Genomic DNA, 15,032 nt, shown 5'->3' on the forward strand with positions numbered 1-15,032 from the left:
CCATTGACGCGGATCTACCCTGGTTCGACGGTTACTACGGGTGTTGCGGTGTTACCGGGTGATCAGAAGCCCGGGCCGTGCTGGTGGCCGTGGCCGTGGCCACCGCCGGCGGAAGCCTCCGACTTGGCCGGCTTCTCCACGATCAGGCTCTCCGTGGTCAGCAGCAGACCGGCGATCGACGCGGCGTTGATGACCGCGTTGCGGGTCACCTTCACCGGGTCGACGATGCCGGCCTTGGCCAGGTCGACGTACTCGTCGGTGGCGGCGTTGAGGCCGAAGCCCCAGTCGCTGCCGGCGACCTTCTGCACGACCACGTAACCGTCGTGACCGGCGTTCTGGGCGATCCAGCGCAGCGGCTCGACCAGCGCCTTGCGGACGATCGAGACACCGACCTTCTCGTCACCGGTGAAGCCCAGGTCGTCGTCGAGCACCGAGGCGATCTGCACCAGTGCGGCGCCGCCGCCCGGGATGATGCCCTCCTCGACAGCGGCCTTGGTGGCGGCGATGGCGTCTTCGATGCGGTGCTTGCGCTCCTTCATCTCGACCTCGGTCGCCGCGCCGGCCTTGATCACCGCGATGCCACCGGAGAGCTTCGCCAGCCGCTCGGCCAGCTTCTCCCGGTCCCACTCGGAGTCCGAGGCCTCGATCTCCTTGCGGATCTGGGCGACCCGGTCGGCCACCTCGGTGTCGCGGCCCTTGCCGTCGATCACCGTGGTGTTGTCCTTGTCGACCACGACCCGACGGGCGCTACCGAGCACCTCGAGGCCGACCGCGTCGAGCTTGTAGCCAAGCTCGGGGGCGACCAGCTCGGCGCCGGTGATGACCGCCATGTCCTGCAGCAGCGCCTTGCGGCGGTCGCCGAACCCGGGGGCCTTGACCGCGCAGACCTTGACGGTCTTGCGGATCGAGTTGACCACGAGCGTGGACAGGGCCTGGCCCTCGACGTCCTCGGCCACGATCAGCAGCGGCTTGCTGGTCTGGAGGACCTTCTCCAGCAGCGGCAGCAGCTCTTCGATGGCCGAGATCTTCTGAGTCGTGATCAGGATGTACGGGTCGTCGAGGACCGCTTCCTGCGACTCGGCGTCGGTCACGAAGTTGGGCGAGATGAAGCCCTTGTCGAACTGCAGGCCCTCGGTGACCTCCAGCTCGGTGGCGAGGGTGGAGCCTTCCTCGACGGTGATGACACCGTCGCGGCCGACCCGCTCCATCGCCTCGGCGATCAGGTCGCCGATGGTCGCGTCCTGCGCGGAGATGGTCGCCACGTGCGCGACCGACTCCCGGCTGCCGACCTCGACGGCCTTGGCGAGCAGCGCCTCGGACACCTTGGTGGCGGCCGCGTCGATGCCCCGCTTGAGACCGGTCGGGTTCGCCCCGGCGGTCACGTTGCGCAGGCCCTCGCGGACGAGTGCCTGGGCCAGCACGGTCGCGGTGGTGGTCCCGTCGCCGGCGACGTCGTTGGTCTTGGTCGCCACCTCCTTGACCAGCTGCGCGCCGAGGTTCTCGTAGGGGTTGGTGAGTTCGATCTCCTTGGCGATGGTCACGCCATCGTTGGTGATCGTCGGTGCACCGAACTTCTTGTCCAGAACGACGTTGCGCCCGCGCGGGCCGAGGGTGACCTTGACCGTGTCGGCGAGCGTGTTGACACCGTGCTCCAGCAGGTGCCGGGCGTCATCCGAGAAGCTCAGAATCTTCGCCATGTTTTACTCGGGTCCCTTCACACAGCACTGCCCCGGCCCGGCATGCCGGTCCGGGGCAGTGATCACTGATCGGTCAGATCACTACTTCTCGATGACCGCGAGGACGTCGCGGGCGGAGAGTACGAGGTACTCCTCGCCGGCGTACTTAACCTCGGTGCCGCCGTACTTCGAGTAGAGGACCGTGTCGCCGACCTTGACGTCAACCGGGATCCGGTTGCCCTTGTCGTCGATGCGGCCCGGGCCGACGGAGAGGACAGTGCCCTCCTGCGGCTTTTCCTTGGCGGTGTCGGGGATCACGATGCCCGACGCCGTGGTCGTCTCAGCCTCGTTCGCCTGGACCAGGATCCGGTCCTCGAGCGGCTTGATCGCAACCTTGGTCGCGGTAGTCACGGGCATACCCTCCTGGGGTACTGGTTTCTGTGCTGACCAGCAAGCCGGCCAGCGTCAATCTGCCACATGCCACCGGGCGGGTCCGTCGTCGCGGGAGCCGGTCCGCCTGGCGTTTCAGCCACCGGACCGGAGCCCGGAAGCTGGCACCCTCAGACTGAGAGTGCTAACGGCAGGTTATGCCGGTGGCTAGCACTCCGTCAAGGAGAGTGCCAACATGGCGGCCGGCGTGTTCGGCGAAACCCCTTACCAGGACACCGGCGGACCGGCTCCGCCGCACCTTCCGGACGCCCCGCCGGTCCCACCAGCGATCGACGTGTACTGCCTCACATCCGGCGTGTGCTGCCTCACAATGACTCGATGGACCTCGACCAGCTGGCCGCGCTGCGTACCCCGGTCGGGTTGACCGCGCTCGCCGCGGCGGCCGAGTTGGCCGGCGGTGACCCGCTGGCCGCCGCCACCGCGCTCCGGTCGGCGGGCCTGCCCGGCCCGCTCGCCGCCACCGCCCTCACCCAGGCCGAGCTGCGCCGCCGCGCGGTCGGCAAGTTCGGCCCGGCCGCCGCCGGGATGTTCTTCACCCGCGCCGGCCTGGAGCAGGCCACCAGGGCGGTGGTCGCGGACCGGCGGGCGCGCCGGTTGCGGGCCGCCGGGGTGCGCACCCTGGCCGACCTCGGTTGCGGCCTCGGCGCGGACGCGCTCGCCGCCGCCCGCGCCGGGATCAGGGTGTACGGGGTGGAGGCCGACCCGGCCACCGCCGCGCTGGCCGCCGCGAACGCGGAGGCGGCCGGGCTGGCCGGCTGTTTCACCGTCGAGTGCGCCGACGCCACGAGTTTCGACCTGACCGGGATGGACGCGGTCTTCTGCGATCCGGCCCGGCGCTCGACCGGCGGCCGGCGGATCTTCGACCCGGCCGCCTACTCCCCGCCGTGGGACTTCGTCCTCGGCCTGGCCCGGCGGGTCCCGTGCACGGTGGTGAAGGTCGCTCCCGGCCTGGACCACGCGCTGATCCCGCCCGGCGCCGAGGCGGAGTGGGTCAGCGTCGACCGGGAACTCGTCGAGGCCGCCCTCTGGTGCGGCCCACTCGCCGGAACCCCCCGCCGCGCCACCCTGCTGCGAAACCCTGTGGCCGGGTCCGGCGGCCGAAGCGCCCCTGCCCAACGCTCGGGCGAGACCGAGGACGGCAGGGTCGGGGTGGCCGAGCTGACCGGGACCGGTGCCGTCGAGGCGCCGGTCGGCCCGATCCGGCGGTACGTCTACGACCCGGACGGCGCAGTGGTCCGGGCCCATCTCGTCGCCGAGTTCGCCCGCACCGTGGACGGCACACTCGCCGACCCGGACATCGCCTACGTGTACGCGGACACGCCGCTGCCGACCCCGTACGCCCGCTGTCTGGAGATCACCGACGTGCTGCCGTTCTCGCTGAAGCGGCTGCGCGGCCTGCTCCGGGTGCGCGGGGTCGGTCGGGTGGAGATCCTGAAGCGGGGTTCGGCGGTGGATCCGGAGCGGCTCCGGCGCGATCTGCGGCTCGCCGGCACCGAGCCGGCCAGCCTGGTCCTGACCCGGGTGGCCGGCGCGCCCACCGTGCTGGTCTGTCAGCCGGTGGCGCCGAACCGGTAGGGTCCCGGCCGTGGCAGGTCAGGGGACCCCGGCAACGGCACTGCTGGTGAAGCAGAAGGTCGCGCACACCACCCACCCGTACGACGTGCCGGTGGAGTCGCCGCGTTACGGCGCGGAGGTGGCCGCGGCTCTCGGCGTGGACCCGGAGCGGGTGTTCAAGTCACTGGTCACCGAGGTCGACGGGGCGTTGACCGTGGCGGTCGTACCGGTCACCGGGGAGCTGGACCTCAAGGCGTTGGCGGCGGCGGTGGGCGGCAAACGGGCGGCGCTGGCCGACCGGACCCTGGCCGAGCGGACCACCGGTTACGTCCGGGGCGGGATCAGCCCGCTCGGCCAACGGAAACGACTACCGACCGTAATTGATTCGTCGGCGGAGAGTTTCTCTACTGTGTACGTCTCCGCCGGTCGCCGGGGCCTTCAGCTCCAGCTCGCACCGGCCGACCTGATCCGGCTGACCAGCGCGATCAGCGCCTCGATCGCCGCCGGGGCCTGATCCGCGTACTGCCCACTATCGACCGACTTGCGGCTGCTTGCCGGTACTTGGTCAGCCAATGACCGTCGTTGCGCTCTGTGCTTTTTCTTACACAAAATTGATAGCACTCGGCCGTACGGCGTGAGCCGACACCGACCCCCTTCGCGCCACGGTTCGGTCATTTGGCCCGCCGCATCCCGAACCGGGCGGCAAATCGGCACGATCCGCCCAGGCGATTCAGGCCCATGACGGGCGGGTGTCAGTCGCGTTGCTGAATTGTTATCGCAGGCAACAAAACTCGTGGCCTCGGCACTCTTGTGCCTCACCCCGCGAGCGCAATACGTTGCCGGACACAACAAAAGTACGTACGGCCCAATCTGAACACCCCTGCAGTGGCGGCGACCGCACCGAACTGACGCCGCACCACGCAACGACTCAGCGGACCGAACCCCACCCCCCGAAAGGACCCGAGCAATGCGCAAAGGGATCCTCACCATCGCCGCCGTGGGCCTGCTGGCCACCGGTGCCCTGACGGCCTGCGGCGACAGCTCCGACGACGCCGGCAGCGGCAGCGCCAAGACCCCGAAGATCGGCGTGATCCTGCCGGACAGCGCCTCCTCCGACCGCTGGGAGACCGCGGACCGGAAGTACCTCGAAGAGGCGTTCAAGACCGCAGGCGTCGACTACGTCATCCAGAACGCCCAGGGTGACAAGTCGCAGTTCCAGACCATCGCGGACCAGATGATCACCGGTGGCGCGACCGCCCTGATGATCGTGAACCTGGACTCCGGCACCGGTAAGGCCGTGCTCGACAAGGCGAAGTCGCAGGGCGTCGCCACCATCGACTACGACCGCCTCACCCTCGGCGGCTCGGCCCAGTACTACGTCAGCTTCGACAACGTCGCGGTTGGCAAGTTGCAGGGCGAGGGCCTGGTCAAGTGCCTGACCGACAAGGGCGTCAAGAACCCGGTCGTGGCCGAGCTGAACGGCTCCCCGACCGACAACAACGCCACGCTGTTCAAGAGCGGGTACGACTCGGTGCTCCAGCCCAAGTACGACTCCAAGGAGTACGTCAAGGGCCCCGACACCTCCGTCCCCGGCTGGGACAACGCCCAGGCGGGCACCATCTTCGAGCAGAACCTGACCTCGCAGGGTGGCAAGATCGACGGCGTCCTGGCCGCGAACGACGGCCTCGGCAACGCGGTCATCTCCGTGCTGAAGAAGAACAGCCTCAACGGCAAGGTCCCGGTGACCGGCCAGGACGCGACCGTCCAGGGCCTGCAGAACATCCTCGCCGGTGACCAGTGCATGACCGTCTACAAGGCGATCAAGCAGGAGGCGCAGGCCGGTGCCGAGCTGGCCATCGCGCTGGCGAAGGGCGAGAAGAAGGACACCGGCCAGACGGTCAAGGACCCCGAGGGCGGCCGTGACGTGCCGTCGGTCCTGCTGACCCCGAAGGCCATCGACAAGTCGAACGTCAAGGCGGTCATCGACGACGGCTTCGTCACCAAGGAAGAGCTGTGCACCGCGGCGTACGCCGCCGCCTGCACCGCAGCCGGAATCAGCTGACCTCTGCTCTGACCCCGACCGGAGTCACCGTGCCCGTCCGCCGACCGTAGTCGGTGGACGGGCACACCGGTTGACCCGACCGGGATGCCTGATCGGACCTTCGCGACCGGAGCCCCGCGAACGGACACCCCGCGACCGGAACACCCCGCGATCGGACACCTGTGAAAAGGAGACCCACCGTGTCCGCGACACCCTTGCTGGAGCTGCGCGGGATCGACAAGAACTTCGGTCCCGTGCAGGTCCTGCGCGACGTCGCCTTCGCCGCATACCCGGGCGAGGTGACCGCACTCGTCGGCGACAATGGCGCCGGCAAGTCCACGCTGGTCAAGTGCATCAGCGGCATCTACCCCGCCGACGGTGGTGAGTTCATCTTCGACGGCAAGCCGGTGACCGTGAACAACCCGCGGGACGCCGCCGCGCTCGGCATCGAGGTCGTCTACCAGGACCTCGCGCTCTGCGACAACCTCGACATCGTGCAGAACATGTTCCTCGGCCGGGAGAAGACCAGCGGTCTGGTCCTGGACGAGGTGACCATGGAGCGGATGGCCGCGGAGACCCTCGCCGGCCTGTCCGTCCGTACGGTGAAGTCGCTGCGCCAGCTCGTGGCCAGCCTCTCCGGCGGGCAACGGCAGACGGTCGCGATCGCCAAGGCCGTGCTCTGGAACAGCAAACTGGTCATCCTCGACGAGCCGACCGCCGCACTCGGCGTCGCCCAGACCGCCCAGGTGCTCGAACTGGTCCGCCGGCTGGCCGACAACGGGCTCTCGGTCGTCCTCATCTCGCACAACATGAACGACGTCTTCGCCGTCTCGGACCGGATCGCCGCGCTCTACCTCGGGCGGTCGGTTGCCCAGGTCAAGACCACCGACATCACCCACTCGCAGATCGTCGAACTGATCACCGCAGGACGCAGCGGTGATCTCGGCCTGCGGTCCGAGAACGGCGACAGCAGCGGCGCCGGTCACGCGGAACTCATCACCCCTGGAGCCGAGCAATGAGCACCTCCACCCCTACCGCGGTGCGCGAGGAGCCGGTGCCCGTACCGACGCGCACGGTCAACGACCACGTACGCGACTACATCGGCCGGGTACGTGGCGGCGACATCGGCGCGCTGCCGGCCGTACTCGGCCTGGTGGTGCTCTGCATCGGCTTCTCGATCGCCCGACCGGAGTTCTTCTCCGCCATCAACTTCGCCAACCTCTTCACCCAGGGCGCCGCGGTCATCCTGATCGCCATGGGGCTGGTCTTCGTCCTGCTGCTCGGCGAGATCGACCTCTCCGCCGGTTTTGCCAGCGGCGTCTGTGCCTCCGTGCTCGCGGTGCTGCTCACCCTGCACGGCTGGCCCTGGTACGGGGCACTGGCGGCGGCCCTGGTCACCGGTGTGGTGATCGGTCTGGTGCTCGGCGTACTGGTGGCGAAGGTCGGCATCCCGTCCTTCGTGGTCACCCTCGCCGCGTTCCTCGCCTTCCAGGGCGTGGTGCTGCTGCTCATCAAGGGTGGCACCAACATCTCGGTCCAGGACAAGGTCATCGTCTCGATCGAGAACAGCAACGTGAAGCCGCTGATCGGCTGGTTGCTCGCCGCCGTGGCGGTGCTCGGTTACGCCGCCGTACAGCTCATCCGTTATCGCACGCGGGTGGCGCGCGGGCTGATCGTCGACCCGTTCCTGGTGGTCCTGGCCCGGATCGCCGCCGTCGCCCTGCTCGTCGGCGTCGCGACGTACATCCTGAACCAGGAACGCAGCATCAACACCCTGATCACGTCGAACAAGGGCATGCCGATCGTCGTACCGGTGATCGCGATCCTGCTGGTCGTGCTCACCTTCGTACTCCAGCGCACGGTCTACGGCCGGCACGTCTACGCGGTCGGCGGCAACGCCGAGGCCGCCCGCCGGGCCGGCATCAACGTGGACCGGATCCGGATCTCGGTCTTCGTGATCTGTTCGCTGCTGGCCGCGATCGGCGGCATCGTGGCGGCCAGCCGTGGCCGGTCGGTCGACCCGAACACGGGTGGCAGTAACGTGCTGCTCTACGCGGTCGGCGCGGCGGTGATCGGCGGCACCAGCCTCTTCGGCGGCAAGGGCCGGGTGTTCGACGCGGTCCTCGGTGGCGCGGTGGTCGCGGTGATCGACAACGGGATGGGCCTGCTGGGCTACAGCTCCGGCGTCAAGTTCGTGGTCACCGGCCTGGTGCTGTTGGCCGCGGCCGGGGTGGACGCACTCTCCAGAAGACGTGCCGCCGCCACCGGACACAGATGACGCTGTCTCTCGAAAGTGATGTGAACGACCGATGCGCGCCGGGCCTAGCCAGGAGGAAGTCCGCCGCCAGAACCTGGGCGCGCTGCTCCGCTACGTGCACGTGCACGGCGCGACGTCGCGGGCGGAACTCACCACCGCGCTGGGGCTCAACCGCAGCACGATCGGCGCGCTGACCGCCGAGCTGACCGCCGCCGGCCTGGTCAGCGAACGAGCACCACGGGAAACCGGCCGGGCCGGACGACCGTCACTGGTCGTCCGGCCCGAGTCCGCCCGGGTCTACGCGTACGCGTTCAGCATCGAGGTGGACCGGCTGCGGGTTGCCCGGGTCGGGCTCGGGGGTGTGGTCCTCGACCGCCGGGAGGCGCCCCGACCGCCCGATGTGCCGGCCGAGGAGGCGGTGCCGGTGCTGGCCGGTTTCCTCAAGGAGATGCTCCAGGCGGTGCCGAAGGGCTCCGTCTACGTCGGTGGCGGCGTCGCGGTCTGCGGCATGATGCGGAGCCGGGACGGCGCGGTGCACGTACACCCGCCGACCGACTGGGTCGACGGGTCGCTGGGCCCGGTGCTCACCGCCGACCTGGACTCGAACCGGCCGATCCTGGTGAACCGGGCGGCCGACGTCAGCGCCCTGGCCGAACACACCCGGGGCGCGGCGGCCGGTCTGGACAACGTGATCTACCTGCACCAGGACGTCGGCGTCGACGCCGGCATCATCGTCGGCGGCCGGCGGTTGACCGGGCACGGCGGGTTCGGCGGTGAGGTGGGCCACATGGTGGTCCATCCGGGCGGCCAGCCGTGCGGCTGCGGCTCACGCGGCTGCTGGGAGACCGAGATCGGCGAGTACGCCCTGCTCCAGGCCGCCGGCCGGGGCGACGCGATGGGGCACGACGCCGCCCGCTCGGTGGTGGAGGCCGCGGCGTACGGGGACGCGAGCGCGAAGACCGCGGTACGGCAGGTCGGCGACTGGCTCGGTTTCGGTGTGGCGAACCTGATCAACATCTTCAACCCGGACGTGGTGATCTTCGGCGGGCCACTGCGGGACATCTACCTCGCCGCCGCCACCCAGGTACGCAGCCGCCTCAACGCGATGGCGCTGCCGGTCCCCCGCGACCACGTGCGGCTGCGGACCCCGCAGCTCAGTGACGAGGCGGTGCTGATCGGTGCGGCCGAGCTGGCCTTCGAACAGTTGCTGGCCGATCCGCTGGACGCCACCGCCTGACTTCGGTGCGTACGCTGTCCTTCGTGGACGTGCAGATGCGGGCTTCCGACGACGACCGGCAACGGGTGGTCGACGACCTGCAACGGCACACCACCGAGGGCCGGTTGACCCTGGACGAGTTCACCGAACGCCTACGGGTCGTCTACTCCGCCCGTACGCTGGACGACCTGGCCGAGATCACCCGTGACCTGCCCACGGCCCCGTCATCGGCGGGCGCCGGTGACCACACCCGGCGGGACCTGCTGGTCATCTTCGCGGTCGCCGTCGCAACCCTGATCCTGCTCGGCGTCTTCATGGCGGTCACCCGCTGACCGGCGGCAGCACCTTGAACATCACCCTGGTGGCCTCCAGCACGCCCCGTGTCGAGAGCGCGTATCCGGGGATGGCACCGGCGGGCTCGTAGCCGATCGCCCGGTAGAGCAGTTCACCGGCGGAGTCGGTCACCGTGTCGAGCACCAGCAGGCTGCGACCGTACTCCCGGGCCACCTCTTCGACCTCGGCCATCAGCGCCCGCCCGAGCCCGGAGCGGCGCGCGCCCGGATGGACCAGCACCTTCCCGACCTCGGCGCGATGGCGGCCGTTCGCCGGCATCGCGAGCATGACCTGCGCCGTCGCGACGATCCGCCGGTCCTGTCTGGCCACCAGCAGCACCCGCTCCCCCGGCACCAACGAGCCGCGTACGTCCTCCCAGTAGCGGCGCGCGTCGGCGGGGCTGAACGGCGGGACGAACCCGACGCTCGCGCCCGCCTCGACGCAGGCGTGCAGGACCTCACCGAGCTGGTCGAGGCTGCCGTCGTCCAGCCCGTCCGCGTCGACCCGCTCCACCGGCGTCGCCCCGGTCACGGCAACACCAGGGCGAGTACGTAGCGCGCAGGCGTCGGACCGGGGCAGTCGAACCGGGACGTGCCCCAGAGCCGGAACCGCAGGCTGTCCCCGGATTCGAGGTCGTGCGTCTCGCCCTGCACGGTGAGCCGCAACCGGCCCTCCAGCAGCCAGAGGTGCTGTTCCAGGCCGGGTACCGGCGGATCGTCGTAGTCGATGGTGGCGCCGGCCGGCAGTGTCCCCTCGATCACCTCGGCCCGCAGTCCCGCATGCGGCGGTGACACCGACCGGCGCCGGAAGCCGGTGGTCGCGTCGACCCAGACCGGTTGCTCGGCCGCACGCACCAGCCGCGTCGGTTCCGACTCCACCTCGCTGAGCAGCCGCGACAGCGTACGCCGGTAGACCGTGCAGAGCTTGCCCAGCAGCGACGCGGTCGGGCTGATCTCACCGCGCTCGATCCGGGACAACGTCGACCGGCTCACCCCGGACCGTTTGGCCAGCTCGTCCAGCGACCATCCGTGCTCGCCGCGCAGTTCGGCCAGCCGGGCCGCGAGCCGCGCATCGGCAGCGCCTAGCTGATCCACCTCTCCCATATCTGGGAAGATATCCCGACAACGAGACGGAGGCCAGTCTTCTTCCGGGACAGCAACAGCGCCCGCTCCCGGAAGCCGGGACGGGCGCTGTCCGTTGTTTTGCCGGGATCGGTTACGACCGGCGGGTTGTCAGCTCGGTGACGAACGCCCGCCATGCGTCGGGAGCGAAGGTCAGGGTGCCACCGTCGCGGTCCTTGGTGTCCCGGACGAAGACCCGACCGGGGAGGTTGTCCGCGACCTCGACACAGTTACCGGCACCATCGCCGGATCGGGTCGACTTCCGCCAATGTGGAGTATTGGTCATTGGGTCACCTTCAGCTTCGTGATGAGTTCCAACGAGGCTTGCTCGGAGAGAGCCGCTCCGAGCAGGCTATCCCACTTACGCTTGATGAGACGGGTGAGATCCGGGTCGTCCACGACCTGACCACGAGCCACGTTTTCCAGGTAGGTGACTCTCGTCCAGGACGAAGACGCTGTTTGATCTGACGGCCGCGAGAGGAACGGACAGGGCCGAGTGGACGAAGACGACGACCTGATCGCCGCACACCGCAACGACGACGCATGGCAGTGCGCGGACTGTCGGGAGGAATGGCCGTGCCCGACATTCCGGCGTCGACTGCGAATTCTGTATCAGCGCGAGCCGGACAAACTTCGTACCCTCATGGGCCACTTCCGCGATCGTGCCGCAGAGGAACTTCGTGAACTCGATCCGACGCAACTCGACGCCCGGTTCCTCAACTGGATCTCCGGCCCGCCTCCCCGTCGTCGCCTGCGTCAATCTGACTTGCTCGCCGCAACTAACTAACGCGGTTTTTTTCTTACATCAAAGATGAGGCTCTTGTGACTGGTCCGTGGGTTATCTGGCGGGGAGATTGGGTCGGTGGCCGCCGAGGGTGAGCATGGCCAGGGCGATGACGGCGTCGGCGGAGTGGAATCCGTAGGCCCTGCGGATGATGAGTCGGATCTTGGTGTTGGTGGACTCCACGATGGCGTTGGACAGGCGGTGTTCGATCGAGGCGATGATCGCGTGACGGTGACGGACGATCCGTTGCTGGAGTTTCACGAAGCCCGGGATTCGGCATCGGCGGGCCCAGCTGATCCACCTGTCCAGGGCCTCGACGGCTTCGGCCGGGCTGCGTCTGGCGATCGCGAACACGGTCCGTAGGCCCTCTTTCAGGGCCCAGGCCCGGTGCAACACGGGGTCGGTCCTGGCGATCCAGGCCAGTTGCTCGCGTTGACGTTCGCTGAGGTTCTCGGGGTTCTTCCACAACGCCCACCGGGCGTTGTTCAGCAGCTTCGCCGTCCCGCGTGATCTCCGGTTGTGGCTGATACCCCGCGCCGCCCCACGGGCCGCGTTCCACGACTGACGCCGCTGGACGTCAAGGGCCTCGGTCGCCCACGCCACCACATGGTAGGGATCAGCACAACGCACCGCCTGCGGGCAGTAAGCGGTGATGACGTCACTCATCCAACGAGCCCCGTCGCAGGACACGTGACTGATCTCCGCGCACCGCCGTTCGCCGAGAAGGTCGAAGAACCGGCCCAGGGTGGTCTGGTTCGCCCCGTTGGCCACCCAAACCAGCCGACCCGAGTCATGATCCACCACCACGAGCAGATACTTACGGCCCTTCCGGTAGGAAATCTCATCGATCCCCACCCGACGCAACCCCGCCAGCAAATCGTTCCCGGCCTCAACATCCGCCCAGACCCTGGCCACCACGGCACCAACCGTCCGCCACGCGACCCGCATCAACTCCGTCACCGCACTCTTCGCACACACCGTGGCAAGCCACGCCACCGTCTGATCGAAACCACGGGTATGTCCGGCACCATGCCGCGCCCACGGCACCGCGGCCACCACCACCCCATGAGTGACACAACGGACCCGAGGCGCGTCAGCCTCGACGAACATCCGGACCGTTCCCCAATCCAACGCCCGCCACCGACGACGCCCCTCACCCCGGTCATAACCAGGACACCGCCGCCCGCAGACCCCACACCGACGCCGCTGACCACGCCCCGGCCGCACCGACGCCACCACCACACCCGCATCCTCATCGAACTCGACACCCTCGACCACCGTCTTCTCGACGCCGAGCAATCGAGCCCATAACCTGGCATTACGCACGCCGTTCTCCCGCCACTGAAAGTTCTGACCTTCGACAAGCCAGAACCTAGGCAGGACAACGGCGTGCCCCACAACGACGCGCCCAACCACCCACGGAAGCGTCACAAGAGCCAAAGATGATGTACGCACACCATCTTTGATGTACGTCCTTTTTTGCATTACTGCCGCGATTCGCGGCGCAGGCGCAGACCCCAGGGCAGGACGGGCGCAGGCCACGATTACGGACAGGCAGGCGCGGGCACGGACAGGCAGGCGCGGGCGGGGTCAGGCGCCGGATGGGACCTGGCCGGTGGGCTGGACCGGAACCAGCGGGCGCTCCGGTGCGGGGCGGTCGTCCATGGTCCGCCAGACCGGGCTGAAGAACGGAAGCAACGTCACCACCAGGTACGCGAGCCCGAAGAGCAGGCAGGCTGCCGGCAGCGACAGCCCGGTCACCGCCGCACCGCCGAGAAGTCCTCCGAGGGGGATGCCGGCGAACGAGACTGCGCGGGTCAGCCCGAGCACCCGGGCCCGGAGCCGTTCCGGAATCCGTTCGTAGGAGAGGGCGCCGAAGATCGGGTTCACCGCGGCGATCGACACTCCGGCCACGAACGAGACGACGTAGACGACCCAGAGCCGGTCGGTCACGGCAAACGCGACGAAGCGCGGTGCACCCGCGATCAGGAACCCGATCGCGAACACCCAGAACCGGGGGATCCTCGGCGCGACCACGGTGAAGACCACGTTGCCGAGCACCGCGCCGACCGCGAACGCGGCGGAGACGAAGCCGAGGGCGATCGGGGAACCGATCACGTCGCGCGCCCAGACCGGGGCGAGCACGGTGCCGTACGCCGCGTCGGCCAGATTGGTCACGAAAACCATGAGCAGCATTCCGCGCAGCAACGCGTTCTGCCGGATGAACCGCAGCCCGGTTCGCAGGGCGGCAAGGTACGACTCCCCCTCCCCGTCGCGCTCCTGCTCGGACCCCACCGTCGACCCGGCACGGGGTACGGCGAACGCGATGATCAGCGCACCGGCGCCGAAGGTCGCGGCGTCGATCAGCAGCACCGTCGGCGCGTCCAGGGCAGCGATGAGCAGCCCGGCGAGCGGGGCGCCGAGCAGGGTCGCGAGCCGACCGAGTCCGTCGTGGAGGCTGGTGGCGCGGGTCAGCTCCACCCCTGCGGCGGCCACCGTCTCCGGGAAGATGACCTGCTTGGACGAGTCACCGAACCCGCGCAGCAAACCGGCGACCGCGACCAGCGCGGTCAACACACCAAAGCCGAGCAGGTCGGCCCGGTACAGCAGCGGTACGGCAACCACCGCCGCCGCGCTGCCCAGGTCTGCCACGATGCTCGTACGGCGGGCGCCGAGCCGGTCGATCAGCGGCCCACCCAACGCACAGGCCAGCACGTACGGCAGCATCTCGGCGAACGCCACCACGCCCGTCTTCGCCGCGCTGCCGGTGGAGACCAGGGTGAACCAGGGCAGCGCGACCATGCTCATCCGGCTGCCGACCAGTGAGATCGCCTCGGCGGTCAGCAGCCCGGCGAGCGGCGTCCGCCGACCCATCAGGCACCGCCCCCGGTCGAACCACCGCCATCGTCGGTCGAGCCTCCGGACCCGGTCGAGCCGCCGGACCCGGTCGGGTCGCGGTCAACGTCGGTCGAGTCGCCGTCGTCGGGTCGGCGGGTGAACGGCAGGATCTGTACCTGGAGGATCACCGACTCGGCATCGTCCGGCGCCGGGACGTCCGGGTGGTTGCGGCGGTAGCGCTCGGCCAGCGCGAAGACCTCGGCGTGCAGTTCGGCCGCTTCCTCCGGGGTCAGCCGGAGCCGCCAGTCGCTGAGCGTGCTCACCCCGATCCATTCCGGTGGGATCGCCACTGCCTCACCCAGCCACCGTTCGACCTGGTCGGCGTAGGCCGCCGCGACCGCACGCACATACGTTTCCGCGTCGGCGGGGGCGCGGGTGATGGTCTCGGAGTCGAGCGTGGTCGTCCGGTGCGCCGCCCGCCACCACCGTTCCCGCCCCACCCCGCGCTCCGGGTCCTCGACCACGAAGCCGTACGTGGCGAGTTGGCGCAGGTGGTAGCTGGTGGCGCCGGTCGACTGGCCGAGACGCTCGGCGAGCCCGGTCGCGGTGGCCGGACCGTGCTCGCGCAACGCTCCGAGCATCCGTACCCGCAGTGGATGGGCGATGCCGCGGAGCGAGCGCGGGTCGAGGCGGATCCGATCCTCAGACATGTTTGCAAAGCTAGCCTTGCAAAGACTCCTTTGCAAGGGCGCCGTCAACTCC

17 protein-coding genes are annotated in these 15,032 nt (G+C 69.2%); 8 read left to right on the top strand and 9 right to left on the bottom strand.

Annotation, left to right across the window (positions count from 1 at the left end):
• Positions 1-62: 62 nt before the first annotated feature.
• On the bottom strand, positions 63-1,697 hold the full coding sequence (groL, locus tag OIE47_RS08820; protein WP_326561012.1) for a chaperonin GroEL: 1,635 nt from the start codon (positions 1,695-1,697) through the stop codon (positions 63-65).
• A gap of 81 nt (positions 1,698-1,778) precedes the next feature.
• Positions 1,779-2,093, bottom strand: a complete 315-nt coding sequence (groES, locus tag OIE47_RS08825; protein ID WP_121158486.1) for a co-chaperone GroES — start codon at positions 2,091-2,093, stop codon at positions 1,779-1,781.
• A 351-nt stretch (positions 2,094-2,444) separates the two neighbouring features.
• Between groES and OIE47_RS08830 the strand changes: the two genes are divergently transcribed.
• From OIE47_RS08830 to OIE47_RS08860, 7 genes are all read left to right on the top strand, one after another.
• The gene (locus OIE47_RS08830; RefSeq protein ID WP_326561013.1) at positions 2,445-3,701 is read left to right on the top strand and encodes a THUMP-like domain-containing protein; all 1,257 of its coding nucleotides are present in this window, start codon (positions 2,445-2,447) and stop codon (positions 3,699-3,701) included.
• 10 nt (positions 3,702-3,711) lie between these two features.
• Positions 3,712-4,194 (top strand): Cys-tRNA(Pro) deacylase, encoded by a 483-nt coding sequence (gene ybaK / locus OIE47_RS08835; RefSeq protein ID WP_326561014.1) that lies wholly within the window; start codon positions 3,712-3,714, stop codon positions 4,192-4,194.
• Between the two features lie 453 nt (positions 4,195-4,647).
• Entirely contained in the window at positions 4,648-5,742 is a 1,095-nt protein-coding gene (locus OIE47_RS08840; RefSeq protein ID WP_326561015.1) for a sugar ABC transporter substrate-binding protein, read from the top strand.
• 179 nt (positions 5,743-5,921) lie between these two features.
• Complete coding sequence (locus OIE47_RS08845) at positions 5,922-6,740, top strand: ATP-binding cassette domain-containing protein (RefSeq protein WP_326561016.1); 819 nt, start codon at positions 5,922-5,924, stop codon at positions 6,738-6,740.
• Complete coding sequence (locus OIE47_RS08850; protein WP_326561017.1) at positions 6,737-7,999, top strand: sugar ABC transporter permease; 1,263 nt, start codon at positions 6,737-6,739, stop codon at positions 7,997-7,999. The genes OIE47_RS08845 and OIE47_RS08850 overlap by 4 nt, the downstream gene beginning before the upstream one ends.
• Before the next feature lie 31 nt (positions 8,000-8,030).
• Entirely contained in the window at positions 8,031-9,215 is a 1,185-nt protein-coding gene (locus tag OIE47_RS08855) for an ROK family transcriptional regulator (RefSeq protein WP_326561018.1), read from the top strand.
• 23 nt (positions 9,216-9,238) lie between these two features.
• Entirely contained in the window at positions 9,239-9,526 is a 288-nt protein-coding gene (locus OIE47_RS08860; RefSeq protein ID WP_326561019.1) for a DUF1707 SHOCT-like domain-containing protein, read from the top strand.
• On the opposite strand, the gene OIE47_RS08865 is transcribed toward OIE47_RS08860, so the two are convergent.
• The 4 genes from OIE47_RS08865 to OIE47_RS08880 form a co-directional block, all read right to left on the bottom strand.
• Positions 9,516-10,058, bottom strand: a complete 543-nt coding sequence (locus tag OIE47_RS08865) for a GNAT family N-acetyltransferase (RefSeq protein WP_326561020.1) — start codon at positions 10,056-10,058, stop codon at positions 9,516-9,518. The genes OIE47_RS08860 and OIE47_RS08865 overlap by 11 nt on opposite strands.
• Entirely contained in the window at positions 10,055-10,630 is a 576-nt protein-coding gene (locus OIE47_RS08870) for a helix-turn-helix domain-containing protein (RefSeq protein ID WP_326561021.1), read from the bottom strand. The genes OIE47_RS08865 and OIE47_RS08870 overlap by 4 nt, the downstream gene beginning before the upstream one ends.
• Before the next feature lie 112 nt (positions 10,631-10,742).
• Positions 10,743-10,934, bottom strand: coding sequence for a DUF397 domain-containing protein (locus OIE47_RS08875; protein ID WP_326561022.1), 192 nt, complete (start codon positions 10,932-10,934; stop codon positions 10,743-10,745).
• The gene (locus OIE47_RS08880) at positions 10,931-11,182 is read right to left on the bottom strand and encodes a Scr1 family TA system antitoxin-like transcriptional regulator (protein WP_326561023.1); all 252 of its coding nucleotides are present in this window, start codon (positions 11,180-11,182) and stop codon (positions 10,931-10,933) included. The genes OIE47_RS08875 and OIE47_RS08880 overlap by 4 nt, the downstream gene beginning before the upstream one ends.
• Here OIE47_RS08880 and OIE47_RS08885 point away from each other — a divergent pair.
• The gene (locus tag OIE47_RS08885) at positions 11,145-11,435 is read left to right on the top strand and encodes a flavin reductase (protein WP_326563353.1); all 291 of its coding nucleotides are present in this window, start codon (positions 11,145-11,147) and stop codon (positions 11,433-11,435) included. The two genes, OIE47_RS08880 and OIE47_RS08885, sit on opposite strands and share 38 nt — an antisense overlap.
• Before the next feature lie 51 nt (positions 11,436-11,486).
• Here the strand turns inward: OIE47_RS08885 and OIE47_RS08890 are convergent, their stop codons facing one another.
• The 3 genes from OIE47_RS08890 to OIE47_RS08900 form a co-directional block, all read right to left on the bottom strand.
• On the bottom strand, positions 11,487-12,758 hold the full coding sequence (locus tag OIE47_RS08890) for an ISL3 family transposase (protein WP_326562955.1): 1,272 nt from the start codon (positions 12,756-12,758) through the stop codon (positions 11,487-11,489).
• 264 nt (positions 12,759-13,022) lie between these two features.
• Entirely contained in the window at positions 13,023-14,306 is a 1,284-nt protein-coding gene (locus OIE47_RS08895; RefSeq protein ID WP_326561024.1) for an MFS transporter, read from the bottom strand.
• Positions 14,306-14,980 (bottom strand): ArsR/SmtB family transcription factor, encoded by a 675-nt coding sequence (locus tag OIE47_RS08900; protein WP_326561025.1) that lies wholly within the window; start codon positions 14,978-14,980, stop codon positions 14,306-14,308. The genes OIE47_RS08895 and OIE47_RS08900 overlap by 1 nt, the downstream gene beginning before the upstream one ends.
• Positions 14,981-15,032: the final 52 nt, after the last annotated feature.

Source organism: Micromonospora sp. NBC_01796 (assembly GCF_035917455.1).
In the GTDB taxonomy this organism is placed as follows: domain Bacteria; phylum Actinomycetota; class Actinomycetes; order Mycobacteriales; family Micromonosporaceae; genus Micromonospora_G.

Excerpts from the sequence above, each read along its gene's own strand:
- OIE47_RS08875 (WP_326561022.1), bottom strand. The coding sequence starts at position 10,934 with ATGACCAATACTCCACATTGGCGGAAGTCGACCCGATCCGGCGATGGT.
- OIE47_RS08900 (WP_326561025.1), bottom strand. The coding sequence starts at position 14,980 with ATGTCTGAGGATCGGATCCGCCTCGACCCGCGCTCGCTCCGCGGCATC.
- groL (WP_326561012.1), bottom strand. The coding sequence starts at position 1,697 with ATGGCGAAGATTCTGAGCTTCTCGGATGACGCCCGGCACCTGCTGGAG.
- OIE47_RS08830 (WP_326561013.1), top strand. The coding sequence starts at position 2,445 with ATGGACCTCGACCAGCTGGCCGCGCTGCGTACCCCGGTCGGGTTGACC.
- OIE47_RS08850 (WP_326561017.1), top strand. The coding sequence starts at position 6,737 with ATGAGCACCTCCACCCCTACCGCGGTGCGCGAGGAGCCGGTGCCCGTA.
- groES (WP_121158486.1), bottom strand. The coding sequence starts at position 2,093 with ATGCCCGTGACTACCGCGACCAAGGTTGCGATCAAGCCGCTCGAGGAC.
- OIE47_RS08870 (WP_326561021.1), bottom strand. The coding sequence starts at position 10,630 with ATGGGAGAGGTGGATCAGCTAGGCGCTGCCGATGCGCGGCTCGCGGCC.
- OIE47_RS08895 (WP_326561024.1), bottom strand. The coding sequence starts at position 14,306 with ATGGGTCGGCGGACGCCGCTCGCCGGGCTGCTGACCGCCGAGGCGATC.
- OIE47_RS08840 (WP_326561015.1), top strand. The coding sequence starts at position 4,648 with ATGCGCAAAGGGATCCTCACCATCGCCGCCGTGGGCCTGCTGGCCACC.
- OIE47_RS08855 (WP_326561018.1), top strand. The coding sequence starts at position 8,031 with ATGCGCGCCGGGCCTAGCCAGGAGGAAGTCCGCCGCCAGAACCTGGGC.